The organism is Parasulfitobacter algicola (assembly GCF_013315265.1).
Classification (GTDB): Bacteria; Pseudomonadota; Alphaproteobacteria; order Rhodobacterales; family Rhodobacteraceae; genus Parasulfitobacter; species Parasulfitobacter algicola.
The window spans coordinates 21,327-47,170 of the sequence record NZ_JABUFE010000010.1; the positions used below are offsets into that span (position 1 = coordinate 21,327).

The 25,844-nt window shown below is 52.7% G+C and carries 25 protein-coding genes, 1 tRNA gene and 1 pseudogene; 12 read left to right on the top strand and 15 right to left on the bottom strand.

Annotated elements, in window-relative coordinates; genetic code table 11:
• Positions 1-11: 11 nt before the first annotated feature.
• The 3 genes from HRQ87_RS14905 (at position 12) to HRQ87_RS14915 (ending at position 3,201) form a co-directional block, all read left to right on the top strand.
• Entirely contained in the window at positions 12-1,436 is a 1,425-nt protein-coding gene (locus HRQ87_RS14905) for a gamma-aminobutyraldehyde dehydrogenase (RefSeq protein WP_174139241.1), read from the top strand.
• An 85-nt stretch (positions 1,437-1,521) separates the two neighbouring features.
• Positions 1,522-2,808, top strand: coding sequence for a 4-aminobutyrate--2-oxoglutarate transaminase (locus tag HRQ87_RS14910; protein ID WP_174139242.1), 1,287 nt, complete (start codon positions 1,522-1,524; stop codon positions 2,806-2,808).
• Between the two features lie 60 nt (positions 2,809-2,868).
• A complete protein-coding gene (locus HRQ87_RS14915) occupies positions 2,869-3,201 on the top strand; it encodes an aldehyde dehydrogenase family protein (RefSeq protein ID WP_174139243.1) in 333 nt (110 codons plus the stop codon).
• A 116-nt stretch (positions 3,202-3,317) separates the two neighbouring features.
• On the opposite strand, the gene HRQ87_RS14920 is transcribed toward HRQ87_RS14915, so the two are convergent.
• From HRQ87_RS14920 to HRQ87_RS14965, 10 genes are all read right to left on the bottom strand, one after another.
• A complete protein-coding gene (locus tag HRQ87_RS14920; RefSeq protein WP_343035318.1) occupies positions 3,318-3,827 on the bottom strand; it encodes a DUF3299 domain-containing protein in 510 nt (169 codons plus the stop codon).
• Positions 3,824-4,324 carry a DUF3299 domain-containing protein gene (locus HRQ87_RS14925; RefSeq protein WP_174139244.1) on the bottom strand — a complete coding sequence of 167 codons (501 nt, stop codon included), beginning with the start codon at positions 4,322-4,324 and terminating at the stop codon, positions 3,824-3,826. Before HRQ87_RS14925 ends, HRQ87_RS14920 begins: the two co-directional genes overlap by 4 nt.
• Before the next feature lie 22 nt (positions 4,325-4,346).
• The gene (locus tag HRQ87_RS14930) at positions 4,347-5,597 is read right to left on the bottom strand and encodes an ABC transporter permease (protein WP_174139245.1); all 1,251 of its coding nucleotides are present in this window, start codon (positions 5,595-5,597) and stop codon (positions 4,347-4,349) included.
• Positions 5,594-6,289 carry an ATP-binding cassette domain-containing protein gene (locus tag HRQ87_RS14935; RefSeq protein ID WP_174139246.1) on the bottom strand — a complete coding sequence of 232 codons (696 nt, stop codon included), beginning with the start codon at positions 6,287-6,289 and terminating at the stop codon, positions 5,594-5,596. The genes HRQ87_RS14930 and HRQ87_RS14935 overlap by 4 nt, the downstream gene beginning before the upstream one ends.
• Positions 6,290-6,295: 6 nt before the next feature.
• Positions 6,296-6,937 carry a zinc uptake protein ZrgA gene (gene zrgA, locus HRQ87_RS14940; protein ID WP_174139247.1) on the bottom strand — a complete coding sequence of 214 codons (642 nt, stop codon included), beginning with the start codon at positions 6,935-6,937 and terminating at the stop codon, positions 6,296-6,298.
• Positions 6,938-6,970: 33 nt separating this feature from the next.
• Complete coding sequence (locus HRQ87_RS14945) at positions 6,971-7,357, bottom strand: Fur family transcriptional regulator (RefSeq protein ID WP_174139248.1); 387 nt, start codon at positions 7,355-7,357, stop codon at positions 6,971-6,973.
• A 556-nt stretch (positions 7,358-7,913) separates the two neighbouring features.
• Complete coding sequence (locus HRQ87_RS14950) at positions 7,914-8,213, bottom strand: hypothetical protein (protein ID WP_174139249.1); 300 nt, start codon at positions 8,211-8,213, stop codon at positions 7,914-7,916.
• An 18-nt stretch (positions 8,214-8,231) separates the two neighbouring features.
• Positions 8,232-8,759, bottom strand: coding sequence for a hypothetical protein (locus HRQ87_RS14955; RefSeq protein ID WP_174139250.1), 528 nt, complete (start codon positions 8,757-8,759; stop codon positions 8,232-8,234).
• A gap of 57 nt (positions 8,760-8,816) precedes the next feature.
• Entirely contained in the window at positions 8,817-9,350 is a 534-nt protein-coding gene (locus HRQ87_RS14960) for a hypothetical protein (RefSeq protein WP_174139251.1), read from the bottom strand.
• A 35-nt stretch (positions 9,351-9,385) separates the two neighbouring features.
• Complete coding sequence (locus HRQ87_RS14965) at positions 9,386-9,835, bottom strand: DUF3592 domain-containing protein (RefSeq protein ID WP_174139252.1); 450 nt, start codon at positions 9,833-9,835, stop codon at positions 9,386-9,388.
• A 184-nt stretch (positions 9,836-10,019) separates the two neighbouring features.
• On the opposite strand from HRQ87_RS14965, the gene HRQ87_RS14970 reads away from it, so the two are divergent.
• From HRQ87_RS14970 to HRQ87_RS14985, 4 genes are all read left to right on the top strand, one after another.
• The gene (locus HRQ87_RS14970; protein ID WP_174139253.1) at positions 10,020-11,762 is read left to right on the top strand and encodes a vWA domain-containing protein; all 1,743 of its coding nucleotides are present in this window, start codon (positions 10,020-10,022) and stop codon (positions 11,760-11,762) included.
• Between the two features lie 26 nt (positions 11,763-11,788).
• Entirely contained in the window at positions 11,789-12,271 is a 483-nt protein-coding gene (locus HRQ87_RS14975; RefSeq protein WP_174139254.1) for a hypothetical protein, read from the top strand.
• Positions 12,271-12,768: a hypothetical protein gene (locus HRQ87_RS14980; protein ID WP_174139255.1), complete on the top strand. Its 498-nt coding sequence runs from the start codon at positions 12,271-12,273 to the stop codon at positions 12,766-12,768. The genes HRQ87_RS14975 and HRQ87_RS14980 overlap by 1 nt, the downstream gene beginning before the upstream one ends.
• A 66-nt stretch (positions 12,769-12,834) precedes the next feature.
• The gene (locus HRQ87_RS14985) at positions 12,835-13,893 is read left to right on the top strand and encodes a hypothetical protein (RefSeq protein WP_174139256.1); all 1,059 of its coding nucleotides are present in this window, start codon (positions 12,835-12,837) and stop codon (positions 13,891-13,893) included.
• Positions 13,894-14,641: 748 nt separating this feature from the next.
• Here HRQ87_RS14985 and HRQ87_RS14990 read toward each other — a convergent pair.
• From HRQ87_RS14990 to HRQ87_RS15000, 3 genes are read right to left on the bottom strand one after another with little or no spacing between them, the layout of a single operon-like run.
• On the bottom strand, positions 14,642-15,322 hold the full coding sequence (locus HRQ87_RS14990) for an HAD family hydrolase (protein ID WP_174139257.1): 681 nt from the start codon (positions 15,320-15,322) through the stop codon (positions 14,642-14,644).
• Positions 15,323-15,350: 28 nt separating this feature from the next.
• A complete protein-coding gene (locus HRQ87_RS14995; RefSeq protein WP_174139258.1) occupies positions 15,351-18,461 on the bottom strand; it encodes an efflux RND transporter permease subunit in 3,111 nt (1,036 codons plus the stop codon).
• A 4-nt stretch (positions 18,462-18,465) separates the two neighbouring features.
• Positions 18,466-19,569, bottom strand: coding sequence for an efflux RND transporter periplasmic adaptor subunit (locus HRQ87_RS15000; protein ID WP_174139259.1), 1,104 nt, complete (start codon positions 19,567-19,569; stop codon positions 18,466-18,468).
• A gap of 102 nt (positions 19,570-19,671) precedes the next feature.
• On the opposite strand from HRQ87_RS15000, the gene HRQ87_RS15005 reads away from it, so the two are divergent.
• From HRQ87_RS15005 to HRQ87_RS15030, 5 genes and pseudogenes are all read left to right on the top strand, one after another.
• Positions 19,672-20,307 carry a TetR/AcrR family transcriptional regulator gene (locus tag HRQ87_RS15005; protein ID WP_174139260.1) on the top strand — a complete coding sequence of 212 codons (636 nt, stop codon included), beginning with the start codon at positions 19,672-19,674 and terminating at the stop codon, positions 20,305-20,307.
• A gap of 101 nt (positions 20,308-20,408) precedes the next feature.
• On the top strand, positions 20,409-20,897 hold the full coding sequence (locus HRQ87_RS15010) for an IS6 family transposase (protein WP_246252313.1): 489 nt from the start codon (positions 20,409-20,411) through the stop codon (positions 20,895-20,897).
• 139 nt (positions 20,898-21,036) lie between these two features.
• A pseudogene (locus HRQ87_RS15015) lies at positions 21,037-21,414 on the top strand (Fic family protein); the annotation flags it as partial.
• Positions 21,415-22,495: 1,081 nt separating this feature from the next.
• Positions 22,496-23,209 carry a hypothetical protein gene (locus tag HRQ87_RS15025; protein WP_174139262.1) on the top strand — a complete coding sequence of 238 codons (714 nt, stop codon included), beginning with the start codon at positions 22,496-22,498 and terminating at the stop codon, positions 23,207-23,209.
• A 179-nt stretch (positions 23,210-23,388) separates the two neighbouring features.
• Positions 23,389-24,459 carry a site-specific integrase gene (locus HRQ87_RS15030; RefSeq protein ID WP_246252316.1) on the top strand — a complete coding sequence of 357 codons (1,071 nt, stop codon included), beginning with the start codon at positions 23,389-23,391 and terminating at the stop codon, positions 24,457-24,459.
• A 25-nt stretch (positions 24,460-24,484) separates the two neighbouring features.
• Here the strand turns inward: HRQ87_RS15030 and HRQ87_RS15035 are convergent.
• Both HRQ87_RS15035 and HRQ87_RS15040 read right to left on the bottom strand, forming a co-directional pair.
• Positions 24,485-24,558, bottom strand: a tRNA-Cys gene (locus HRQ87_RS15035).
• Between the two features lie 301 nt (positions 24,559-24,859).
• Positions 24,860-25,564, bottom strand: a complete 705-nt coding sequence (locus HRQ87_RS15040; protein WP_174139263.1) for a GNAT family N-acetyltransferase — start codon at positions 25,562-25,564, stop codon at positions 24,860-24,862.
• Positions 25,565-25,844 lie beyond the last annotated feature (280 nt).

Sequence of the window (25,844 nt, forward strand, 5' to 3'; positions counted from 1 at the left end):
GGAGACGTATAATGGAAACCAAGATGTTGATCGGATCGTCTTTCGAGGCTGGATCAGAAATTGACGAAGCTGTGCTGAACCCGCGTACCGGTGAGACTATTTTGTCGCTGCCAGAAGCGAGTAATGCACAGATTGACCGTGCTGTCGCCGCCGCTCGCGCCGCATTCACTGGCTGGTCGCGCACCACGCCAAGCGAGCGGTCGCAAAAGCTTCTTGCAATTGCCGATGCGGTCGAAGGGTCGCTTGAGGACCTGGCCCAACTTGAGGCGCTTAATTGTGGAAAACCCATCAATGAAGTGCGCAATGAAGAGATCCCTGCAGTTGTGGATTGCTTCCGCTATTTTGCGGGTGCTGTGCGTAACATGCATGGGCCTTTGGCGGGCGAATACATGGAAGGTCATACAAGCATGGTGCGGCGTGATGCTATCGGTGTCGTAGCCTCAATCGCTCCATGGAATTATCCAGTGATGATGATGGCGTGGAAGTTGGCACCTGCTCTTGCTGGCGGAAACACCGTGGTTCTTAAGCCATCCGAGCAAACGCCTTTAACGGCGCTAAAACTAGCACAGCTTATGTCAGCTATTCTGCCTGAGGGTGTCATCAATGTTATCGTCGGGCAGGGGGCAACTGTTGGAAATACCCTGATCAATCACCCTGGTGTGGATATGATTTCGATCACCGGTGATATTTCAACCGGCAAGAAAGTTCTCCAGGCGGCATCAAAGACTGTCAAACGAACACATCTTGAACTAGGCGGTAAAGCCCCGGTCATCGTCTTCGACGACGCTGATCTTGACCGTGTCGTCGAAGGCATGCGCGCGTTCAGTTTTTACAATGCGGGTCAGGATTGTACTGCCGCCTGTCGCATTTACGCTGGGCCCAAGATTTACGATAAACTGGTGGCGGATCTGTCGTCTGCTGCGGCGACGATTACCTACAATCAGGCTGACGACACGGTGAACGAAATTCCGCCACTGATTTCGCAGCGCCAACGTGACCGCGTTGCCAGCTTTGTGCAACGAACCAGCGAACAAAAGCATATGGAGATCACGACCGGTGGCGGATCACCCGATGGTTCTGGGTTTTACTACAAGCCGACTGTAATTGCAGGTGCACTACAGTCCGATGAAATTGTCCAACGTGAAGTGTTTGGCCCGGTAGTATCAGTCACAAGATTTACGGATTCGGACGAAGCCGTCACATGGGCGAATGACAGCAATTATGGCCTCGCGTCGTCTGTCTGGACACAAGACGTTGGCAAAGCCATGGACGTGTCTGCCCGGCTTCAATACGGCTGTACATGGGTCAATACGCACTTTATGCTGACCAATGAGATGCCTCATGGTGGTGTCAAACAATCGGGCTACGGCAAAGATATGTCGATGTACGCGCTCGAAGATTACACAGCAGTCCGTCACATCATGATCGCGCACTAACACCGCCCACTTCGCATTAAAAATAGACCCGGCGCGCAACGTATGGCTGTGGTGCCCCGGCAGACCTGTTTCAAAGGACAATGACATGTTGAATAAAGATGTAAGTGTACGACGCGATGGTGCCATTGCACGTGGTGTCGGAATGATGACGCAAATCTTCGCAGATCGGGCGAAAAACGCTGAAATTTGGGATATCGAAGGCAATCGTTTCATAGATTTTGCAGCGGGCATCGCAGTGGTCAATACTGGCCATTGCCACCCGAAAATTGTGGCCGCTGTGAAAGCCCAGATTGACCGATTTACACATACTTGCCATCAGGTCGTCCCTTACGAAAATTACATCAGATTAGCCGAACGTCTGAACGCGCTGGTACCGGGTGATTTTGCAAAAAAGACCATTTTCGTAACAACAGGCGCTGAAGCCGCCGAGAATGCGGTAAAGATTGCGCGCGCGGCAACTGGACGCTCGGCGGTCATCGCGTTCTCAGGTGGGTTTCATGGGCGAACATTTATGGGCATGGCCCTTACCGGCAAGGTGGTGCCATACAAAAAAGGCTTTGGCGCGATGCCTGGGGACGTATTTCATGCACCGTTTCCCATTCCACTTCATGGCGTCACGGTTGAGGATTCGATTGCTGCATTGGACAAATTATTTAAAGCAGACGTGGATCCCGAACGTGTCGCTGCGATCATGTTGGAACCCGTTCAGGGAGAAGGCGGGTTCTATGAAGCGCCCAAAGAACTCATGCGGTATTTGCGCAAGATTTGCGATGAACACGGCATACTTCTTGTAGCGGATGAGGTGCAGACCGGTTTCGCACGTACCGGTAAAATGTTCGCAATGGAACATCACGATGTAGTGCCTGATCTGACGGCAATGGCAAAAGGTCTTGGTGGAGGGTTCCCGATTGCCGCAGTCACGGGGCGCGCTGACATCATGGATGGTGCAACCCCGGGCGGCCTCGGCGGGACTTACGGAGGGACGCCGATCGGCATTGCCGCAGCACATGCCGTCCTCGATGTTATTGAAGATGAAAAGCTTTGCGAGCGCGCCAATGTTCTTGGTTCGCGCCTGCGCCAAAGGCTTGAAAGTTTGCGGGAAGATGTGCCTGAAATTGCGGATATTCGCGGACCAGGTTTCATGACCGCAGTCGAGTTCAAATTAAGAGACTCAGCCGCACCAAGCCCCGACTTTACAAATGCAGTGAAGGCACACGCATTGCAGCGCAACTTGATTTTGCTGACTTGTGGTATCCACAGCAATGTCATTCGGTTCCTCTCCCCCATCACGATCGAGGACGATACCTTCTCTGAAGCTCTGGAAATTATTGAGGCGTCGATCCGTGCCGCGCAGGCCGGAGCAGGGCATTAACATGTTACCATTGAACCAACCTGACCTTTTCATTAATGCGGCCCTGATCGGGGGGAGTGGATGCAGGCAGCGTCCACTGGCAATACATTTGATATCTTGAAACCTTCGACCAGACAACGCATCGCAATCCTGCCAGATATGGGACAACCCGAGGCGAATTTTGCAATTGATGTTGCGTATCAGGCCCAAAAGGAATGGGCTGCGTGCATGGGGAAAGATCGGGATGCGGTCCTGCGCCGCCTGTACGATCTAATCCTCGCCAATTGTGATGATCTGGCAGTCATTTTGACAGCGGAAATGGGCAAACCATTGGCAGAGGCTAAGAGTGAAATCCTCTACCAGTTCATGCACGGCGCAGCGAATGGTAGTGTTTCCCGAACCTGCCACTCGTGACAATCGCAGTGAAGGTGTCAGGAGAGTTTCCTAATGCTGCGACCGCACGAATGTCGGCTTATCTGATCTGGCGCACAATGGATCTGGTATACAATATTAAAACCGCATCGCGAACTCTACACCCGGTACGGTTCAATTATGTCCGCCGACAGAGCGTATCCAATTTCCGCAAGATGTGTGCTCAACGATGATACGCCGAACATGCCTATAACATTGACCGCTTCGAACAGACCATCGCTTTCATAAGGTGTTGATGTGGTGACAAAGACAAGCTGGTTCGCAGGCGGAGGCGGAACGTGGACGCAAGCCCCTACATAAGGCACCAGAATAAACGCCGTCACACCTGTGCCAGTGTATTCGATAGGCACGATAAACCCTGGCAAACGGACGATCTGACCATTCCATTCGGTTCTTACACCCATTGATGGTGGCTGTTGGCTTGACATTGCGGCTCCTTCGTCATGGGACAATAGGCCGCGTAACGCATTCGGGATGGCTGATTGACCCTCAGGCAGCAAGTCTTCCCAATCAAGGTCGATATAATCCTCAGCGCGGGCAAAACCGGGCAAAAGCGTTGAGGCTGCGATACCTGTAAGAAGTGTGCGACGGTTTAAATGGCAGATCACCAGACATAGACCTCCATTTCATCGGCCGTGAGCGAATATCCTGTCTGACCAAGATTGGTGGATTGCAATTGCGTCCGCAGTGTTCCTGTGACCCAGACAGGGTCCCAAAGCTGATCGCTTGGCCATGGCTGGACTGTCTTTACCATAACAAGCTGGTTTGCAGGTGGAGGCGGCGTGTGGATGCAGGCGCCAACGTACGGCACTAGCATGAAATTGGTCACGCCCTTTGCACTCACCTCAAACGGAATGATGAACCCCGGCATTTTGATATATGCGCCATCAAGTGCCTCGTTCAGTTTCACCGCGTTGGCGTCGTAGATCGGGTTCCATGTGTCATTGGCGACGTCTATGTCGCCTTCTCCGATGATCTGGGCATAGGGCAACCCCGGCGGCAGAAGCTCATCCCAAAGGATTTCCCGGGGCGTTGCCGCAAATGCCACCTTTGGGACGACGACAGATCCGCATAAAAGCATCAAGGCAGCTCTGCGATTCAACATTACATTCCCCTCGTCCTCAACATCACGTTTTCACTATCATACCATCCGCAACAGACATTCTGTAGGCCCTAAGTGCAGGCACAAGGCTCACAATTGCGCCAGCACAGATCACCCCAAGAATGACCCATACTTCGCGCAGCGTTGGTGCAGTGATCGGTAACCACAGGCCAAAGGTGCTATCAAGGATCGGCTGCGCGATGATCAGCCCGATATACAACAGGACCACCCCAAACAATGCACCAAGCGCCGCCATCACCATGGCTTCCAAGACAAGCATGCTCAGAATGGTGAAAGGCCGCGCACCCATGGCCCGAAAGATCGCCATCTCGCGACGGCGCTCGTTAAGGCTGGAAAAAATCGTGGCCATCATGCCAATAAGTGCAGTAACAACCACCATGGCCGACACGGCAAGCAATGCGGTTTCGGCAATGCCAACGATCCCCCAGAGTTCCTGTAAGGCGACGCCGGGCAAGATAGCCAGTAAAGGCTCTTCGGGATATTGATTGATGGCACGCTGTAAGGCAAAGGTTTGCAGCGGGCTTTCAACACCGACAAGCGCCGCGGTTATCGCCGTAGGCGTCAGCTCCATGTTGCGGATCACATCTACTGGTGTCGATTGGCCGGGCACCTGTGCGCCACTTTGCCAATCCACATGGATCGCCTCAATTGCTTGCATGCTGACGATGACCGTGCGGTCAACAGGTGTACCGGTCTTTTCCAGTATGCCCGACACGCGGAACGGCTGATCCTTATGTTCGGTAAAGGACGCCAGACCGTGGGCAACGATGATCGGATCGCCAACACTATAACTCAGTGTCGTAGCGACGTCGGCACCGATGACCGTATCAAACAGGTCATCCATTATGGTACCATTAGACATGGCCAGTGACCTGCCTTGGCGGTACTTGTAATGTCTGAAAAAGGCTTGGGTTGTGCCCATCACGCGGAACTGGCGGTGGCTGTCACCAAGTGAGATCGGCACGATCCAATCCACGTCAGACCGCGCTGCGATGTCTTGATAACTTTTCCACGTCACGTTGTTGGTCGCATTGCCGATGCGGAATACGGAATACAGCAGCAGTTGCACCGATCCCGACCGCGCCCCAACAATCAAATCGGTGCCAGATATCGTATCGGCAAAGCTGGCCTTTGCGCCGGTGCGTACCTTTTCCACACCCAGAAACAGCGCCACCGAAAGTGCGATAGCAAGAATGGTCATGCCGACGGTTAGCGCGCGCGCGAACAGTGAGGCGATAGCAAGGCGAAGGATCATGCCGCTGCCCTTTCGATCTGCGCAATGTCTTCCATGCGGATCACCCGGTCAAAGCGTTCGCCAAGGCGTGCATCATGACTGACCATCAAAAGCGAGGTGTTATGCGTGTTCGCCTGTTCAAACAGCAGATCAAGAAAGGCGACCTGACTATTGGCATCAAGGGCCGAAGTGGGTTCATCCGCGATGATCAACGGCGGCTGTCCAATCAACGCGCGTGCAACGGCCACGCGTTGTTGCTGACCGACGCTTAGGGTTGTGGCTTTTGCGCTAGTGACGCCCGCAGGCAGGCCAAGTGCGGCACACAGTTGTGACGCCTCAGTGGTTGCATCAGCTGCACGTTTGCGCCGTGCGGGGGCAAAATGGAGCGGGAGCAAAATGTTGTCCATTACAGATCCAAAAGGGAGCAAATTGAACTGTTGAAAGATCACTCCAATCTGCTCAGCCCGTACTTTATCACGCACGCCGCCAGACAATGCGGCAATGTCTGTTCCTGCGATATCAACGCGTCCCTTATCCGGCAGGATCGTGCCGCAGATCAGCGACAAAAACGTCGATTTTCCTGATCCACTCTCACCTAGTAACAGCAAAGATTCGCCCTGCGCTACGGATAGATGAGGAACAATCAGGGAAAAGCCGGCCCGCCCTGGCCAACGATAGGCCAGCTTAGTGATTTCGAGCGTCGTGTTAGTCACTTTCGTTCAACGCCCCAAATCTAAAATGGGTGCGTCACGTTCTACTTCGAATGCTTGCGCACCGGATGTGGTAATAATCTGCACTTCAACCTTTTGTGCGTTCGGGAATGCTTCGAAATAAACGAAGCTGATTTCTGTTAGCGCATCAGAGTTGTCGCAGTTCAGCATATATTCTGCATGGAATTCGGTGTGACCCGCTTCCTTGGCGTGGTCTGTGTGGTCTTCATCCCCATGGTCGTCATGTCCATGCTCATCGTGCTTTTCATCGGTGTGGTCTTCATGCTCTCCGTCCGCGTGATCACCGTGATGCTCCTCGCCGTGATCATTATGTCCGTCTTCGCTTTCAAGCTCGGCCTTTGCTTCAACGACATTACAGCTTGCCGCATTGGGCATTACGAATAGATCAAGCGGCGCACCAAGTGTGGCGATCGCCGATTCAATTGCGGAAAGATCGGTGTCACTTTCAGCCGCATACTCAAACCCGACAATATCAGCACCCGGCGCTTCAAACGTCATCGTGACAGCCGTACCATCAATCGCGACATTCAGCGTGCCGACACCATGTTCGTGAGCATCAAGCTGGCGGGTTTCCTCTGCAAAAGTAGGAAAAGCAGTGATAAGGGCAATAAGGGAGAATGCATGTTTCATAGTATATCCAGTATGGTTTGATTAAGATGGAGATTAGGCAGCACAGGTGCCACATAGCCCGTGAATTTCAACAATGTGGCGCTCTGCCTGAAAGGCGTTTTGATCGGTTAATGCAGTAAGTGTCGGTAGCAAATCGCTTCCGTCATGTTCTTCAACCGACCCACAATCTTCGCAGATGGCTAGGACAGGCACACTTTCGACATGGCTACAGCGGCAAGGCACAAAGGCTTTGATGGATTCGAGACGATGAGCGCGTCCCTGATCCATCAGCGCCGATAGCGTTCGATAGACCGTAGGCGGCGCAATATCCGGCTCTCTGATCTGAAGCTGTTCGAGAATTTGATACGCCGTCATCGGTCTGTCGCATCCATTCAACACACTCAATACATCTGTTTGCCGTGCTGCTGCGCGTTTTCTCATATACTAAATTCCCTCTTTAAAAATAAATTATTTTATAAAGTAACAAACAGCAAGGCGTGAATGCTTCAATCTTCGAACCAGTCGTGGGGCAGCCACAACCACAGCCCGCTTTGTCCTGCATCCTTCTAGTTCACCCGCACTGCAGCCAACGGCGATGTTTCCTGAACCGGCCTTTAGCTGTACCACAGAGAACCGGTACTTTGAGTTGGTTCTGTTGGAAAACTCTTGCTTGATCGGGGCCTGGGTGTCCGCGGCCAGCTGGTTGCTCCGCACACAAATCGCGCCGCAAGGCCAATATCAGCGACATCACGCCCAAAGACCTCTCAGAACACCGCCGTGGTTTCCTGCAACGCAGCCCATTCCGTCGCGCCGGGTGTGGCCAAGGCATGCATCACGGCAACATAAAGAATCCTGCACCGAGGAGCAAAGAAGTATAATTGGGCTGTGATAGTCTCTTCATGATCTAGACGTCATTCCCCTTAGGTGATCAAAAAGATGGGTTTCTAAGGTGACCCGAAGGGTGCATGGGCCGTTTGTGGTTGTGGAATACTTATGATCAAACCACCGTCGCAGAGACGGCAATCATCCAAAAGTGCATCACACTGACCGCGGCCGAGATGACGCAGGCCAATGCTACCGACCACCATGCCCATTTCCCCACAAAAACTCTGTACCCGATCAATGCCAGAGGAAAGGCGACACCTGATACGCAGATGACCCAGAGGAAATATCCGAATGAGAAAAACAAGCCATAACTCAACTGCGTCACTGCGAAAAATATGGCGATGTTTAAAACGGCAAAACCGCCAGCCAGAAATAAAGGGTTAAGATTTGAATTTGGCGAACGCTTCAACATGCTGGGTCCACGCGGCGTCTAACCCGCCACCCGTGTCCAACGCCGCGGAATGGCCTGCATCTGATAGACCTGTGGTGGTTGCATGAAGATGAGATCTGTTTCAGAACACGTATAGGTGCCGGTTGATATCTCGGGTCCCAGTTCTGAAGGGCGCGGGGGGACCACTGACACCTGACCATTCATATTCACCTCTGTCACCACATCAAATGTCGTCGCGGTGATGGTAAAGGTGTCACCTTCGGTCTCGATCGTGGCCTCATTTTTGCCGGCCATGGTGACAGAGACGTTCATTCCGTCCATGTCCATCGATATCGTCATGCCCTCCATATTGCTAAGCACGCTGCCGTCGGCACTGATGTCCATAACCGGGCCTGACCCAGTGACCTCACCGCCATCAATGGGCATGCCACCCTGTGCCATCATTTCCGTCATATCGTTCAGGTCGGCGCTCCACTCCCCGACGAGGCATTCGTCAAGCGCAAGTGCGCTTTGAGCGGTACAGGTCATGAGGGCCATAGCCAGGATGGTTGGTCTTATAGATGTCATCTGTTTGGTCTTTTTCTATTTGGTAGTTCTGTCATGCATGTCTGGCGTTTGCACGCTTCAGAAACAGCTTGCAAGCGCTACGGATGTTTCGGCCATGCGTTCGGCGAAAGCATCGGCGATTTCAAGCATCTGCGCTTGCTGTGCATCTTCACCGAGTAAGGTAAAATAGGCATTGAGGTCCGGGTGCGCGGCCAGTTGCGCATTCAGATCATCCAGCCGGTCCTGCATCGCCGCTGCATCAGGGGCGGCGGCAACCCATGCGGCGCGATCTTCATCGGTCCAACTGAATGCGGTATGTGCTTCCAGCGTGTTCAGGCGGGCCGGATCCGTTTCCCAGATCCATTCGCGCAGGGCCCGTGTCATCGTCAGGTTCTGTTTGGCCGATGCGGCGGATAGTTCCGAAACCTCTTGTAGGTCGGATTGGGCGGCAACCATAATCTGGGCGATTTCATCTTGCAGCGCCATCTGAATGTTAATTTCAGCCTGCCAGGCAGCCTCCAAGCAGGAATAGTCCGGTTTCGCCACTGCGGAAATTGGAAGGCACCAAACGACGGTAGAAAAAGCGAGTGCAGTAAAAGATGTTGTTTTCATATGATATGGTTGTCCTGTCATGAAGTTTTGCAGTGCTAGCCTGCGTGAAAAAACCCCAGATACGCCACGCCGAGCGTGGTCAGGTACAGGAGGATCAGAAACCCGTACTCTGTGGATGACGGCTTTAACAGAAGGCTCTTCTTGGGTTTTGAAGGATTGTAGAAGACGACCACCTTGTCGTCGTCGATACGCTGAACCCGGCGCATCATTTTCTTGATGCGTGACCCCGAACTTGGCCCACCAATCCGGATATGGGCAAGGTTGGTATTGCCCCCCTTATAGGGCGTGCCGTCCACCTCATAGCTGTAAGCAATCATCTTGAGTGGGTCGTTATGATTTGAGGCGTCAAGATACTTGAATTCGTTCAATTTGCCGATGGTAGATGGCCATGTTGCGATCTTTCGTAGATCAAGGTGATATTTGACGGTGAAGAACAGGAACCAAGCGGTCGCCAGTTTTGCCAGTGCGGGTCCATCGCCGGCCATGATCTTGTCCAGAAAGTCTTGCACGTTGCTTGTCGTTTGAGGGAGTTCAGCGTTGTCACACAGATCGGTAGGCGCATCACTGCATACAATTGTACCCCAAAGCTTTCCCTTCTTTTCAATCTGTTGATATTGCGACTTCGACTATTTAACTAGGTATACATCATTTCTTTTCAAGGAAGTCATCATGCATCGTTCATTTCATCTGGCTTTACCACTTATCGCACTGGGGTGTATGGCCAGCGCCCAAGACGCATCCAGGAATGCAGATGTGCTATTTATCCTCGATGGCTCAGGTTCCATGTGGGGGCGGGTGAATGAGGTGGAAAAGATCGTCATCGCCAAGGATGTGATGAGCGGACTGATCGATGGTCTGCCAGAGAGCGTGGATGCAGGGCTGATCACCTATGGCCACCGCGAACGCGGCTCTTGCGCGGATATCGAGGTGATCGCGACACCCGGACAGACCGATCGCGCCGACCTGCTGGCGTCCCTTGCAGGCGTGACTCCGCTGGGCAAAACACCGATTTCCGACAGCTTGCTGCAGGCAGGCGAAGTGATGCGCCAGACCGAAGATCCGGTGTCGATTGTGCTGGTATCGGATGGGATCGAAAGCTGTGAAGGCGATCCTTGCGCGACGGCCGCGCTCTTGCGCGAACAGGATATCGATGTGCGCATTCATGTCGTGGGCTTCGATGTGGATGCGGAAGCCAAAGAACAACTCAGCTGCATCGCCGAGGCGGGTGGCGGCGAGTACTATGATGCAAGTTCCGCCGATGCTTTGGATGCAGCACTGGCCGATGTGCGGGTCAGCATCGTTGAAGAACCCGTCATGGTGGAACCGGTTGTCACCCCTGTGGCGCCACAGGTCGCCAACCTGTTCCGGGCTGATGATATCTCGGGCAATACCGATATCACGGTGATCAATGTCGATACCGGCGAAGAGGTCGATATCCTGTTTGCGTCCGAACCAGAAACAGAAGTGCCAGCTGGTACCTACCGTTTTGAGTTTGGGTATCCGTTTCAAAACTGGCGGTTCATCCCCCCGCCGGTCACCATAGAGGCGGGTAGTGACTACACCATTTCCGCCGCTGACTACGGATTGGCGACCGTGATTTGGGGCGCTGATAACGCGCGCGATGTTGGAATTATCCAAGAGGCCACCAACAGCAAGATATTGTCGCTTATGGCGTCACGCGAAAGGCTGCAGATACCACCGGGCGCCTATCGGTTTGACTTTGGCAACTTCATCTCTCAGCCCACTACAATAGAACCCGGTGGTGAATATACGATATCCGCCTCTGATTATGCATTGGCAACGGTGCGCTGGTCTGATGACATCCGTGCTGACGTGAAAATTGTAAATGATGCGACGGGGGACGACATAGCCACGATTAGGAAGTCGAGTTCAAGCGCGCAAATCCCGCCCGGCACTTACCGTTTTGCCTTTCGTTACTTCACATCACCGCCTGTCGTGATTGAGCCCGATAGCGATTATACGGTCACCGCCGCTGACTATGGCTTGGCAACGGTAAACTGGTCCGACGATATTCTTGGCGACGTTGACGTTATTGATGATGCCTCTGGTGAAGGGGTCGTGAGCCTGCGGAAATCACGGTCCGAGGTGCAATTGGCGCCGGGCGACTATCGGTTTGTGTTCAGCGGCTTTGTATCGCCCCCAGTCACGATAGCGCCAAACAGTGACTTTACGATTTCGGCAGCTGACTATGGCCTCGCAACTGTCAGCCTGGCAGAACGTGTGCGTGGTGATTTTCTATTGCTGCAAGGTGATCAAGATCCAATCAACCTCAGGGACGGTAGAGAGAAACAGGTTCTGCCAGGCCCTTACGCCATGGTGTATCGCGGCGAAGAGCTTGGGATCATCAACATAGATGCGAACGAAACCCGCATGATTGAAGTATCGCAGTAGTCAGTTTCTCTGCACCGGAGGCACCTATGAAGGTCGTTGAAAACACGTCAGACCGCCTATTCTTGCGGGACGCACCGTGGTTCATGAGCAGTCTGCTGACCGGTGCGATTGTGCTGATGTGTTATGTCACTTGGCAACGTTATCTTGAGGTCGGGTTTCAACAAGCTGCTCTTATGGGGGTTTTCGCAATAGGGCTTCCCGCCTTGGGTTTCGTTTTGCTTGTCAGGCGAGATGAGTTGATCCTTGATCGCGCAACGGGTGTGATGGAAATCAGGCATACGACCTTGTTCGGATATCAACGAGAAGAGGAACCGCTTGATCGGCTCGAACAGGCGTCCACACAAACCCACCACACATCAAATGGTAACACTCGGCACCGGGTTGCGCTGATCCTATCGGGTGACCCTAAGAAAGACATCCGAAACATATCACCAGCATATGGCGCCGGACCGCATTCGAAGGACGCCGCCGACATCATTAATCGCTGGCTAAAGGGAGGCGTCTCTTAGTGAAATATGTCCTGAACCTGTGGATGCTGCTCTTGTCCGTCACGCTTTGGACACCGCAACCCACGCACGAACCATTGCGTGACCTGCCACGTCTATTGGTTGGAACATCACAAGCGGCTGTGGTTGACCGATGTGAACGAGTGCAATTCAGACGATCGGGCGGTGTCGGGAGCAGTGCAACAAATAGCGTTACGATCTTTGACGACATCCCAATTGCGATCAGTGCCGAAGGGATAGAGGCGCATGGCTCGTACAGACTGGGCAAGGAATGGTGTGATGACCAAGTCGGTAAGTCCGTCAACATATTGGTTCATCCCGATGACCCACAACGAAGTATGATCAACAGCTACGTGCAGCTTTGGTTGCTACCCGTTCATCTTTTGGTGGTTTTGGTCCTTTTTGTCCTGAGCGCAGTATACCCACCTGCGTGGCGCTTTGTTTTCTTTGGATATCTGGCATTTGCTTCGGGATCAGTCTTGTTGGAGCTTTATTTATGACGCCGAAATTAGCAACAGAAACCACCTGCTTCTTACCCCCCATTCAACTTTGACCAGGAGAGATCAATGATCAGATGCGCAATTGCTCTTACCGCGCTATGCACAGGTGCAGCAGCCAATGAACTGACCCAGGATTTTCTAGAGGCGCCGGGCATGGTCTGGGTCAGGACAGATTTTCCCGCGTTCAGCAAAGAAGGGAAAATGGACAGTCTGATCCCATATCTGCAATTTACGGACGGAGAATTTGAAAGCGGCTTGCTGGCCGGATATCCTAGCATCTATCCAAATAGCTGCGCAGAGCCATATAACTGTGATGCAAGGACGACACGCGGAGACGTTTTAAGCGGACCTTACACCGTGGTTGCGACCGGCATTCAGGCACAAGAAGGCACCACGCTCAGCGATTGGCAATTCGGTGAGGGTACGCGCCATGATTGGGCGCTTGCTGCAGATGGCATGTATGGCGGTTATGCCGCGATTAACCGACGTGATGATCGGCTGTACCAGGAAAGCGAAGCAGGCCCCCGCACCTATCTGCGTTTGCCCGAACACCTTATCCATTCAGCTTTTCACTTGGCCGAATTTGCGGACCAACCGGTCGATTTGGCCTATCAATGCAGCCTCGAACAGATCGCAGCATTAGCAGCGGCGCCTGTGGATCAGCGCACACCGACACAAATGCAGTTCCAGGCGCTCTTGAATGTCTTGGCGGTTCAAATGCCCGCAACCCACCGCCAACAGGTGCTGGATGGAATCCGGGTGGCTGGCGGTCTCAGCCCGGAACAAAGGACAGAGCTGGATCAATTGGATGCCGTCACATCAATAACGGCCGGCCTTGCAACGCTCTCAGAAAGTCTACTTGTGCGGCCAGAAGGATTTTCTTTCGATCCGCCCGAGCTGCTAGAGGGGTCAGCAAGCCAAGAGGCAATTGATCAGGTCAATATGATGATGCCGTTGATGGTCATAAGTCGTGCGCCTGACCCAATCGCTGCACAGGCGCTTTTTGACGAATTGATGCCAGATATGATTGCCGCAGCCCCGCTCGCGGCAAAAATTTCACATGCTGTTCTTCTTGATGAGGAAGGGTCAGCGATCGGCACCGTGGTATGTTCAAAGGCAGGATAACAACAACGATGCAAATTGGCGTTAATAGTGGGTAGCTGCAACTTGCACCGCTGATTGCAAAGCGAGATAATGCGGTGGGGTGGATAGTCTCCTGCTTTATCCTAAATCGCCGTCACTCTCTGCCTTATGCCGTTTTCTGAAACGGGTGATTGCATCCAGCTCCCAATACTCTTGAAGCTTCTCTTCCGTCCGGGAAAACGGCACGCTCTTTGGCGGCTCCAAAACCCCAGTGCCCCGACCCCACGTTCCAAACAGTTTTGCGCGTTCGGCGGTTAGTCTGACAAATCTACGCAGCATCTCACACCCTCCCCATATTGAAAACACAAGTTGAAACCGTTGAAAATTTGAAGAAAATCAATTCTGCAACTCTCTTTAAAATCGAAACAACTTTGACGTTAAACTCTAACAGAAATCGAACCAGAGCCTCCGTTACGATACAGCTTCAGCTCTCCGAAAAACTTTGACGACGGACACTTTGGCATTCAAGTCAGCATCGGTCACTCTGGACTCAGGGCCGCAAAATGCTGGTGCAACTTTAACATGGATAGCGTTGGTCCCAGACTTGCCTATCTGTCTGGTGTCCTGACGGCCACAAACAAACGAACATCAATGAGCTGCTGCCATGGAACTACACCAAACACATGTGAACGGCGAACCGCTTACAGAAATCTTCCGTTACGAAAACATCAAATCTTTCCCACAAGCGCTGACGTTAGACAAGGTCGACTTGAGAGTCCTGCAATGGGCTTTAAGACGCCCTTTGCAGCGCGAGACAGACCAAGGTTTTGACGACGCCGAACAGGTCGGGGCCGGATATCACGATCTGATCGGGCAGGTCTTCCACTGTGCCGCCCATGTCTGGCAGGGCGATGACGCTGACCCCTGCGGTGCGGGCCGCTTGCATGCCACTTGTTGTATCCTCAATCGCGATGCAGTCGCTTGGGCGCAGGCCAAGGGATTTCAGGGCGTGATCATAGACGTCGGGCAGCGGCTTTGGTGGCAGGCGGTCCTTGTCGGATACAATCAGATCAAGGCTGGAGGCCCAGATGCCAAGTGCTGCGGCACGTACCAGATTGATGGTTTGCAACGGGGCTTCGGAAACCAGCACTGTTTTCATTTGCCGCATCCGGGTCTCTTTCAAGATATCGACGACACCCTGACGGGCCTGCAGGTCGGACTGGTCCAGCAGAGATTGGAAAATCTGCACCTGGGTTGCCTGGATCTGGGGCACATTGATGAACTGCCCCTGAAGCGAGGCAAAGCGTTCCAGCCGCGCGCGATCGCTAGACAGCCGCCGCATGGTTTGAAAGGTCGTTCCGTCCCAATGCCAGCCCAGACTATGGCGTTGAAAGGCCAGGTTAAAGGACTGGCGTTCGATTTCGGATGTATCGGCCAGGGTTTGAAGTGATCCGAATATAATGGCTTTCATGGTCCCGTCCCTTATTTTTTGGCGGTGGTCATTCAGCGGCAAGTTTGTTGTTTTGCGTGGTTTTGTATTCCGTTTTTTTGCTTTTCTTTTGCATATTTTCCGCGCGGCGTTCTTTTCGCAGATACGTGTGGTACAGCACGGGTGCGCCGATCAGCGTCAGAACCGAGGCAAAACCAAGCCCACCCATGATTGTCACCGCCATCGCAGCAAAGAACGGATCCCACAACAGTGGCACCATGCCAAGGATCGTGGTGGCCGCCGCCAGCATTACAGGTCTCAGACGGCTGATCGACGCGGTAACGATGGCTTCGCTTTGTGGCAGGCCCTCTTCGTTTTTCTGCGCATCGATTTCTTCGACCAGAACGATGGCGTTCTTGATCAGCATGCCCGATAGGCTCAGCAGGCCCAGAAGCGCGGTAAAGCTGAAAGGCAAACCCGTGAACAACAGTCCAAGGGCCACACCATTTACGGCCATTGGTACAATCGTCCAGATCACCGCGGTCTGGCGCAGTTTGCCGAACAGCAGAATTGTGATCAGCAGCATGACACCGAAAGACAGGGGCATCTGTTTGCCAAGGCTGGCCTGCGCCTGGGTTGCGCTTTCGTATTCGCCGCCCCATTCCATGCTGTAGCCGGGGGGCAGTTCTATCGCCTCGACCAGGGGGCGGACCTCGGCAAAGGCGGTGGGGGGCATGACGCCCGCGACCGCAAAGCCCTGAATGCTTATCGTCGGTTCGCGGTTGCGGCGTTCGATCAGGGTGTCGCGGGTGATGACCTCAAACCCATCAATGGCCTGGGACAGGGGTACGAAGTTGCCCGAGGCCTGCGAATACAACACCTGATCCAATATCTGGCCCTGTTCGGTCTGATCGCTGCGCGGGGTACGCACATAGATGGGGATCAGACGTTCACGTTCGCGGTAAAATCCAGCCTGGATGCCATCAGTGGCCAAAGCAATAGCTTGGCCGATGTCCTGGCGGCCCACACCCAATGCCTGGGCGCGGTCGGTGGCCAGAATGGGGCGGACGGTGAATTCGCGTTCGCGCCAGTCGATGCGTTCTGTCAGCAAAAGGTCGGTTTCAAGTTCAAAGATCAGCTGCGCTTCGTTCGCCAGATCACGCAGAACATCCGGGTCGGGGCCTGAAAAGCGCACCTCGACATCGGCACCGACAGGGGGGCCATAGATGATCTGCTGTGTGCGGACTTCGGCCCAGGGCAGGGCGTCTGCGATGAAATCATCCAATTCGCCACGCAGACCCTCAACAGCTTCGAAGTTTTCGGCACGGATCACGATCTGGCCATGGGCTGGATCCTGTGGATCAGGATTATAGGTCAGCAGAAAGCGGGTCATCGCATTGCCAACCGAAGTTGTATAGGCCACGACATCGTCGCGCTGGTCCAGCCAGTCTTCGACAACGGCCAGATCATTTGATGTCGTATCAATGGGTGTCCCCTGCGCAGCCTGATAATTCAGATAAAACAGAGGCGTGTTGGCAGGTGGAAAGAACTGCTGCGTGACCTGACCAAAGGCCATGACACAGGCCACAGTGCCGCCAATCAGCCCGACGATGACCAGAAAGCGCACCCGAAGCGCCCCGCGCAACAGCTTACCGTAGGCGCGGAAAAAGAAAGTGTCATAGGGGTCAGTCGCATTGTCTGCATCGCCCACTTTGAAGAAATAGCTGGCCAAAAGCGGTGTCACAGTGATTGCCAGCAACCAGCTGAGCAGCAGCGATATACCGATGACGGCAAAAAGCGAAAACAGGAATTCGCCCGAGCTATCGGGGCTAAGCCCGATACCCGCAAAGGCCATGATGCCGATGACGGTGGCGCCAAGCAGCGGGATTTGCGTCTTGCGCGCGGCTTCCTGGGCGGCGGCGGTGGCTTTGCGGCCCTTGCGCATTTCGACCTGCATGCCTTCGGCGACAACAATGGCGTTATCGACCAGCATCCCCATGGCGATGATCAGCGCGCCCAGGCTGATGCGTTCGACCTTGATGTCGAATACATACATGAAAAAGAAGGTGAAACTGACCGTCAGCAGCAGTGACGCACCAACAACAATGGCCGCGCGCCACCCCATGAAAAGGGCCAGAACGCCGATCACAACACTGACCGACAGCGCCAATGACAACAGGAAATCACTGTTTGCCTGATCGACAACGCGGTGCTGTTCATAGATCGGGTTCAGTTCAACGCCTAAAGGCAAGGTGTCCTGCAGATCGTCCAGCCGCGCTTCGACACGCTGACCCACAGTCACGATGTTTTCCGATGTCAGTCCGGCGATGCCGATGGTAAAGGCCTCTTGCCCGTTATGGCGGATGATGTGGTCGGGTTCTTCGAGACGTTTGCGGGTGACGGTGGCCAGATCGACAAGGTTCAGCACCTCGCCCTGAAATCCGAAGCTAAGTGCGCTGATTTCACTGACGCTGTCATCGCCCTGCGGGGCGTCGATCATCACTTCGCGTTCGCCGGTGGTTGTGTCCCCTGTGGACACGACGGCATTGGCGTTTGACACGGCACCGATGATCAGTGCAGGGTCAATGCCCAGATTGATGGTGGACTCGGTTGAGGGTTCGACATAGATCGCCTCTTCCGGCAGGCCGCGCAGTTCGACATTGGCAACGCCTTGCACCGTCAGCATTTCGCGCCGCAGATAGGTGGCGATTTCCCAGGTTTCGGTGTCGCTGAACCCCTGCGTCGTGACGGCGTAGAACAGACCGTAGACATCTCCGAAACTGTCGTTTACCTCGGACGGTCGCACGCCCGACGGCAGGTCCGCCGCGGCATCCTGCACCCGGTCGCGCAGATCGTCCCAAATCTGGGGCAGTTCATCGCCGCCGAAGATATCCTTGACCTCGACCTCGATCACCGACAGGCCCGGCAGATTGCGCGAGGTGACGGTGTCGATTTCATCCATCTGCTGGATTTCCGTCTCGATGACCTCGGACACTTCGGTGGCGACCTCATCTGCGGTCGCACCGGGGTAGGGTGTGATCACCAGCGCGGATTTCAGCGTAAAAACCGGGTCTTCCAGTTTGCCGACAGCAAAGTAACCACCCGCACCGCCAAAAAGACAAAACAGGATCAAAAGCCATGTATAAAGCGGCTTTTCGATGGCAAGGCGGGCGATTTGCATTGGATTACTCCTGGAAACTCAGGCCGTTGTAGGGGCGGACGCGCTGTCCGTCGCGCAGCAGATGGGCCCCGGCTGCAACGATCTGGCTGCCGGGCGATATTCCGTCGATGACAAAGGCGTTGCCCGCAGGGCTGCTGAGTGAAACAGGCGTGGCCGTGACCGTTCCTGCGCCATCCTCACCGGGTGTATACAACATGACATATGGATCGCGATCATTGCCGCCAACGATGGCCGAGGTCGGCACCTCAAAGCCATCGGTCTTCGACGGCAGGCGTCCGATCACAGTCGCTGATTTTCCGGGAATCAGCCCCGCCGTGGCACTGTCGGGGATCGCAAAGCTGACCTCGTAACTTTGTCCGATCTCGGACGAGACCGCCTGAAATTCGACTAATGTGACAGGCACGGGTTCATCCTGACCCGGCAGTTCGGCAAAAACCTCGACCTCGGACAAGGCGCCAATTGTTTCCAGCAGGCGTTCTGGCAAATCGATTGTCACACGCATTTGCGATACATCATGCAGTCGTACAATGGCTTGACCGGGGGACACACTGCTGAATGTCGGGGTCAGACGTTGGGCGACCAGACCGTCGAAAGGGGCGCGCAGTGTGGCGTCTTGCAACGCTTCGCGGGCCTCGCGCAACGCCACATCGGCCAGATCGCGTTCGGTTTGCGCGTCTTCGGCCTGGGTGCGGCTGGCCACATTACTGTTGGCCAGTTGCGTCGCGCGGCTAAGGTCGCGTTCAGCGCGGGCCAGGTTAAGTTCGGCCCGTTCGACAGCCCGTTCAAAGGGGGCCAGATCAAGTTGTGCAAGCACGAATTCTTTCGGAACGACCTGACCTTCTCTGACGGGAAAAACGGTCATGGATCCCGCGACCTCAAACGATAGATCGACGGTTTCACGGGCTGTGACCTGACCGAAGAAACGCCGTTCGATTGCACCATTTGCATTTTCGGGTGTGATCAGCTTGACGGGTCTGATGCGTTCAGCCGCCTGATCCGTACTGTTCGAAATCTCTTGTCCGCGGGCCTGAAACCCAATCAGAATCGCAATGATCAGAACGACGGGTTTAAGCACCGACTGCCACAATCCCCCTTGTTTCTGTGCCATAATGTGCTATCTCCTGCTGGTAGCCACCCGACCGGTCGGTAGGTTTGTATTGGGAGGGAACATAGACTTGAAAAATCGGGCGTCAACAGACAATGTTTGAAAATGACTGATAGAAAACAGGAAATCATCGATATCGCCTCAAATTTGTTCATCGAGAACGGCTTTGCGGGGACCTCAATTAATGCAGTGGCAAAAGCTGCGGGCATCCAGAAAGCTAGTCTTTATCACCATTTTCCCAGTAAAGAGGCGTTGTTTCTATCCTGTGTCGGGCATGGATATCCTGATCATATCGAAAAAATGAAAATCTATGCCGAAGATATCACTAAGCCCCATGCCGAACGGCTGGAGCTGATGTTGAACGAATTCTACGATGCAATGATTTATTCAAATGCAGGGCGCATGTCGTCGATCATTGCCGAAACCACGCGACGCTTTCCACAGATGGCGCGGGATTTTCATGACCAGTTTATCGAAGAAATGGACACATCGTTGCGCAATCTGCTGACGGATGGCATCACAGCCGGCGCTTTTGAGGACGTGGATGTAGATGGGTTCGACTATATCTTCTGCAGTACGCCCGTGCATTTATCGCTGTCACGCGCGATGTTTGCCTGTTTTGATGATCTGGAAGAACGCTTTAACGTTGAGAAGATCAAGAAAGCCCATTGGGACGCCCTGAAAGCCCTGCTGAAAATAGACGAACGCGCCCAGACGCAACAGGTAGCGGCTTTGGCTTAGCCCTTAGACAGCGTATTCTTTCAGTTTCGACAATGTCATATAGTGTGGGACTGTTGCATTAATTGGTTCACCTTGCGAAGTTTGGGTTTTTGAGGTCCAGCATGCCGCGTAAGTCGCCCTTCAAACACCACCGCTTTCCGAGAGATATCATCTTATGCGCCGTGCGTTGGTATCTGTGCTATCCGTTGTCCTACCAAGATGTTGTCGACCTTCTGTCGGAGCAGGGCATCACGGTTGATCAGTCGACTGTGTATCGATGGGTTCAAAAGTTTGGCCCCGAACTGACCAAGCGCACCGAGAAGCACCTCCGCCGAGCAAGCGTCGATTGGCACGTGGACAAAACCTACATCCGCGTTGACGGCAAATGGCGTTACTTGTGGCGTGCAATCGATGCAAACGGCCAAATGGTCGATTTTCGCCTGACCGCACGGCGGGATGCGAAGGCGGCTCGAGCCTTCCTGCGCAATGCGATAGAGCGTGTGCGGTTACACCGGCCGGTCACGATCTGCACCGACAAGGCTCACACTTATCGGCGGGTCATCCGTGAGATCAAGGGGTCGATTACGGCTCAGTGCCAAATTGTACGTTAACAAAATAAGCTATTGAAAAATATAGATAAATTCTTTCGGACAATTCGGCAAAGCTAGAAATTTAGCAGATTGCAAGCTGTTGATTTTACGACATAAAATTCCTTAGAGTGCTTTTCTGCACTGAGCCGTAATCGACCCCTCTTTCGACAATCGGCTGGAGGTGATCGGGTCATACCGGCAGCACGAAGATGCCATGCAGATCGTCTCGGGTCGTCTTGATCGTCCGGTCGTTCATTTTGAGGCGCCGCCATCTGCACAGGTTCCGGACGAGATGGACGGGTACGTCGACTGGTTCAATCGGACAGCGCCGGATGCCGAAGGGCCATTGCCGGCATTGACGCGTGCGGGCTTGAGTCATCTCTACTTCGAAAGCATCCACCCATTTGAGGACGGGAATGGTCGCTTTGGTCGGGCTCTGGCTGAAAAGTCACTGGCTCAGAATATTGGCCAGCCGAGCCTCATTGCGCTCGCCTTTACCATCGAACGAAAGCGGAAAGACTACTATGATCAGCTTGAGGCCGGAGCTCTGGTGGTGTTCGAGCCATCATCTATTGGAGAGGAGCGTTAGTTTCAGAAGGCGGTAGATGCTTCACACGTCCTTAAGTACTCGCACGACCGTTTGGGCCATCTTCCCGGCCTTGCAAAGGTAAGCGGACCAAAGATCATCATCGAAACCCATGGAGCTGATGGGCTGAAAGTCAGGTGGCGGTCTAGGTGGAGCGCACTTCCAGCTATAACGGCAAATCGCGTAGTAGATGCAGCGGGATCGGGCGACTGGTGCACGGCCGCATTGATTCACACGATTGGCGAAGGAGGAAGCAAAGCTCTAGAGTCTCTTAACAAAGCCCGCTTAGATTATGGGCTACGTCTTGGCCAAGCACTGGCTGCCATTAACTGTGGATTTGAAGGCGCACGCGGTGCCATAGATCAACTTGGGTTTGGGCGCCTCAACGCGATGCTCGGTAACTAATCCGAAGGTAATACAGATCTTGATATATCGTCGACTTCGCCCGAGCCGGTTTCCGCGGTAAGCTTATGTCGTTCATGTTCTAGTATTCCACTAGACGACGATTTAAGCTTAAGCGTTAAGAGAAGAGACCGTGCTGGATGAGGATACGCTTGAGATGGGCGAAGAGCATTTCCACTTTCTTTCGACGTTTCACCTCGTTTGGAAATACTGTCGATGTAATCAATCTCTCCGGACTGATGCCGCACCCGCCGACATCTACTTCGGTCGTGACAAAGTAATTTTGAGAGAAAGGAAAAGGATCAGGAATCTGATCATTCCGTAACACTGTTTGCAGTACCAAAAGCAAACCACATAATCAATCACACAAACCAGCCAGAGGCTCAAGGATTCAAAGTTTTCTGATGTCCTATTTATATGAATAACTAGTTAGAAGCATCTGTATCTTTGATCAAGCCTTTCAAGTTTGCTTTGGTATTGGGAACATTTTGCTAGTTTCCTGATATTTGCAGTGCAGATCATCACGATGAAGAACTATGGGTGATAGCACACTCTGATATAGCAACTCTCAATATCGAAGTATCACTTCCTTTCGATTGACTGAATGATAAAGAAGTGATACTTCGATAATATGGCAAAGCTTGCTCAGCTCAAGGATTGGATTTCACAGGCGATCGATGATGCACCTCGTGCGCGGTCGATGATGTTGGTAAGTCGTAAGAGTGGTATATTCACAACGGGCGGTAGAGGCGGCGGCGCGCCGGAAATGACCGAAAAGGATGCTGCCTATGCCACGTTGCTTGCGCTGTTTGATGGATCAACTGTCCAGTCTGCTGATGCCTTGATCGAACTGGCAAGCTTACCTTTAGCGTCAGTCAGGATTTGCCCAAATGGGCCGCGCGAACCTGAAAATATTATTATGAGCAGCGGGTTCGATAACTCTGACACACCATTGCCAAGCCACTTCAAACAGCTTCCTAAAACTGCGTTGGAAGCACTAATCAGATTGTTTTCACACGACGATCCTCCATATCACTTCTGCCAAGTATCAATTGTCAAGTCCGTGAGAACCAGCGTCAAGATCAGCATCATGGACCCGGACGTGGAAATTGACACTGATCTTTGTTCTGAAACTGACTTTTTCGAATGCACGTTTGAATTCAGTAACGCGGCCATTTCCGACAAAGCCGGATTGCAGATGGTCAATTCCAATCGCTGGATTACAGGCTACGGCCTTTCTGATTTGTATTGCCTGATCCATGGCATCACTGAGGCTGATCTTGATGCGCGCGATGAGCACATCATGGTGGAGCATCAAGACGACACGGGTAATATGAATGCCTAACGCCAGTCCCCAGACCATCGCACGTCAAACCATGGCGACTCTCATTCGTGAGGCGCGGGCAGCTGGTTGGGTACGGGTTAAAGGCGAGGTGAAGCCGGAGGCAGTGTTATGGTCGATGCAACCATGTCCGCTCCTGACGCCGCTGATGACTTCCTAAACACCGATTTACGGATGAGCAAATGACCAAGAAGGATTTGCCTAAGTACGTTTATCAGGATCGTGGCTATGTGCGTTTCATTCGTCGATCCCATAATCAATCGATCATGATGAAAGAGAAACCAGGTACGATTGAGTTTTGGGAGCATTACAATCAATTGCTGGCGGGACGTGAGCCTCTTACAGTCAAGCGCAATTTTGAGACCTTAATTCTCAGCTACTATGAAAGCGATGCATTTAAGAAGCTTAAACCTCGCACCAAAGCAGATTACCGCAAATACATCGGTCATGTTCGCGATATCTGGGGAAAGAAAGACCCAGCCAAGATCGAGACACACCATATTTACGAGTTACACCGTGCCAATGCAGACCGTTGGAGGCAGGCGAATTATCTTGTGCAAGTGATGGTAGTCTTAATGAACCATGCGCGTTTGATTGGTTTGCTGAAAAAAGAGCATGGCAACCCGGCTAAAGGGATCCCGCTCTTCAAGCAGCAAAGCGATGGTTGGGAACCGTGGCCGGACGATGTCAGGGCTGAGTTTGAAGCAGCGGCTACGCCCCGTGCACGCCTAGTCTATGAACTCTGTCTTGGCCTTGGCCAACGTATCGGAGACGTACTTAAAATTCGTTGGGATCATATCAGGAATGGGGCATACGACTTCAATCAGGGCAAAACAGATAAACCATTGTTGATCCCTTTGACAGATCGGCTCAAGGCACATCTGGCGCAGGTCGACAAGAAAGGCTTGACGATTATCACCGACCCAACCGGTCGCCCGGTTCAGTATCGCACGATTGCGGGCGAGATGCGCAAGGTGAAGGCCATGATGAAACATCCCACCGCAGCCACATACGTCACGCACGGACTGCGCAAGAATGCGACAATCGAGCTTTACGAGTCAGGGTGTGATGACGAGATGGTCAAAGCCGTCACAGGTCATTCCGGTGCTGAGATGCTTAAAAAAATGGAGGACAGGTCAGGCAGAGAGAACTTGCTACGCGCGCGCAGGCCGCACGAAACCGCATGGAACAGAACAAGAAGGAAACATGAATGTTTCAACAGCTGTTTCAAAAATCGAGAAACAGGAGAATAGACATGACGCAAGTCATTGAAATCATTGGAGGCGAGTACCGGAATCGAACCGGTCTAGACGGATTTGCAATCCGCTGCGTCACCACTCCGCCAACTCGCCTTTATGGTGAAAAATTAAATCCTTGGCAGGATTTTCTTACATAAATAGTTACCTAAATGATCGCAATATCTATTGCTCTATTCACCCAAATTCTATTCTCAGGTCTTATTGCTGCTTTTCAAAGATTTGTCTAGGCGCGCTTTTTCCCAAAACAATGCATTTATACGATTTTATAAATTAAAGGTAGCAACACAAAAATCAAATGTCAGGTGCATCAGATTCCCAATGATACTATGACTGAATATCTGGCAAACCTGTCATCGGCGTGAACCAAAGCGGGTGATTGTAGTATGATTGCAATTTAGCTGATTAAGATTGGATCTGTCGCAACCAAAACAGGGGCCGTCAAACTGCTTAATCGCACCAATTGCCGCCCATCAAAAGTAAAGTTTGCAGGGCTTAACCATTGCTCAAAAGCGGCATTCAGCTGCGACCACTCCTTGTCAATCGCTGCAAACCACGCCGTATCGCGATTTTGACCTTTCACCACCGAAGCTTGCCGAAATATTCCTTCATAACTCAGGCCAAGACGCTGTGCGGCTCGTCGCGACGGCATATTTCGGCTGTCACATTTCCATTCGAACCGCCGATAGCCTGCTTCAAACGCCCATTTCATTATCAGATAAAATGCCTCGGTTGCAGCGCGGGTGCGTTGAAGGGTTGGGGACAGGCTAATATACCCCAGTTCAATCGAACCTGCGTCTGGCTGGATCGTCCAATAAGATGCAAACCCGCCCCATTTCTGCGTTTCTTTATCGAAAATTGCATAGAAATAATGCTGCTCAGGCGTGTTGTTCAAGCTGGCAATATGTTGTTGAAACGGTTCAAATTCACGAAATGGTTCATCGGGAAGATATAACCAAACATCATCATGTCCCTTGAAATTATTGAATAAATTCGTGGCATGATCTTGTGCAGATAAATACTCTAACCGAACATATTGTCCTTCAAGATGCTGTGCATTGGGCAGGATCGGCGGTTGCCAATTGGTCAAATTCGATGTCATTCCTGCCTCTTTTTATTTTGTTGATTAAGTCAATGTTCAAGAAATCGGCACTAGACCTTCTTATTCCTGCCAGAATCGGAAGGCAAAAATATAATTGTAACGGGATGAATAAAGCGGGTCGTAATATGTTCAAATTGTTAAATGGTTTCGACAGCAAGCCGGTTCAGGAAGGACCGATTGACTGGAAAGTTCTAATGGCCGGGGTCGTCATACTTTGCATTGTGATGGCGGCAACTCTTTCAAGCAGATCAGCAGATTTTTTTGATGTAACATCCACATC

Coding starts and splice junctions, on each gene's coding strand:
- HRQ87_RS14905 (WP_174139241.1), top strand. CDS start 12: ATGGAAACCAAGATGTTGATCGGATCGTCTTTCGAGGCTGGATCAGAA.
- HRQ87_RS14910 (WP_174139242.1), top strand. CDS start 1,522: ATGTTGAATAAAGATGTAAGTGTACGACGCGATGGTGCCATTGCACGT.
- HRQ87_RS14915 (WP_174139243.1), top strand. CDS start 2,869: ATGCAGGCAGCGTCCACTGGCAATACATTTGATATCTTGAAACCTTCG.
- HRQ87_RS14925 (WP_174139244.1), bottom strand. CDS start 4,324: ATGTTGAATCGCAGAGCTGCCTTGATGCTTTTATGCGGATCTGTCGTC.
- HRQ87_RS14930 (WP_174139245.1), bottom strand. CDS start 5,597: ATGATCCTTCGCCTTGCTATCGCCTCACTGTTCGCGCGCGCGCTAACC.
- zrgA (WP_174139247.1), bottom strand. CDS start 6,937: ATGAAACATGCATTCTCCCTTATTGCCCTTATCACTGCTTTTCCTACT.
- HRQ87_RS14945 (WP_174139248.1), bottom strand. CDS start 7,357: ATGAGAAAACGCGCAGCAGCACGGCAAACAGATGTATTGAGTGTGTTG.
- HRQ87_RS14950 (WP_174139249.1), bottom strand. CDS start 8,213: ATGTTGAAGCGTTCGCCAAATTCAAATCTTAACCCTTTATTTCTGGCT.
- HRQ87_RS14955 (WP_174139250.1), bottom strand. CDS start 8,759: ATGACATCTATAAGACCAACCATCCTGGCTATGGCCCTCATGACCTGT.
- HRQ87_RS14960 (WP_174139251.1), bottom strand. CDS start 9,350: ATGAAAACAACATCTTTTACTGCACTCGCTTTTTCTACCGTCGTTTGG.
- HRQ87_RS14965 (WP_174139252.1), bottom strand. CDS start 9,835: ATGGCCGGCGATGGACCCGCACTGGCAAAACTGGCGACCGCTTGGTTC.
- HRQ87_RS14970 (WP_174139253.1), top strand. CDS start 10,020: ATGCATCGTTCATTTCATCTGGCTTTACCACTTATCGCACTGGGGTGT.
- HRQ87_RS14975 (WP_174139254.1), top strand. CDS start 11,789: ATGAAGGTCGTTGAAAACACGTCAGACCGCCTATTCTTGCGGGACGCA.
- HRQ87_RS14985 (WP_174139256.1), top strand. CDS start 12,835: ATGATCAGATGCGCAATTGCTCTTACCGCGCTATGCACAGGTGCAGCA.
- HRQ87_RS14990 (WP_174139257.1), bottom strand. CDS start 15,322: ATGAAAGCCATTATATTCGGATCACTTCAAACCCTGGCCGATACATCC.
- HRQ87_RS14995 (WP_174139258.1), bottom strand. CDS start 18,461: ATGCAAATCGCCCGCCTTGCCATCGAAAAGCCGCTTTATACATGGCTT.
- HRQ87_RS15000 (WP_174139259.1), bottom strand. CDS start 19,569: ATGGCACAGAAACAAGGGGGATTGTGGCAGTCGGTGCTTAAACCCGTC.
- HRQ87_RS15005 (WP_174139260.1), top strand. CDS start 19,672: ATGACTGATAGAAAACAGGAAATCATCGATATCGCCTCAAATTTGTTC.
- HRQ87_RS15010 (WP_246252313.1), top strand. CDS start 20,409: ATGCCGCGTAAGTCGCCCTTCAAACACCACCGCTTTCCGAGAGATATC.
- HRQ87_RS15025 (WP_174139262.1), top strand. CDS start 22,496: ATGGCAAAGCTTGCTCAGCTCAAGGATTGGATTTCACAGGCGATCGAT.
- HRQ87_RS15030 (WP_246252316.1), top strand. CDS start 23,389: ATGACCAAGAAGGATTTGCCTAAGTACGTTTATCAGGATCGTGGCTAT.
- HRQ87_RS15040 (WP_174139263.1), bottom strand. CDS start 25,564: ATGACATCGAATTTGACCAATTGGCAACCGCCGATCCTGCCCAATGCA.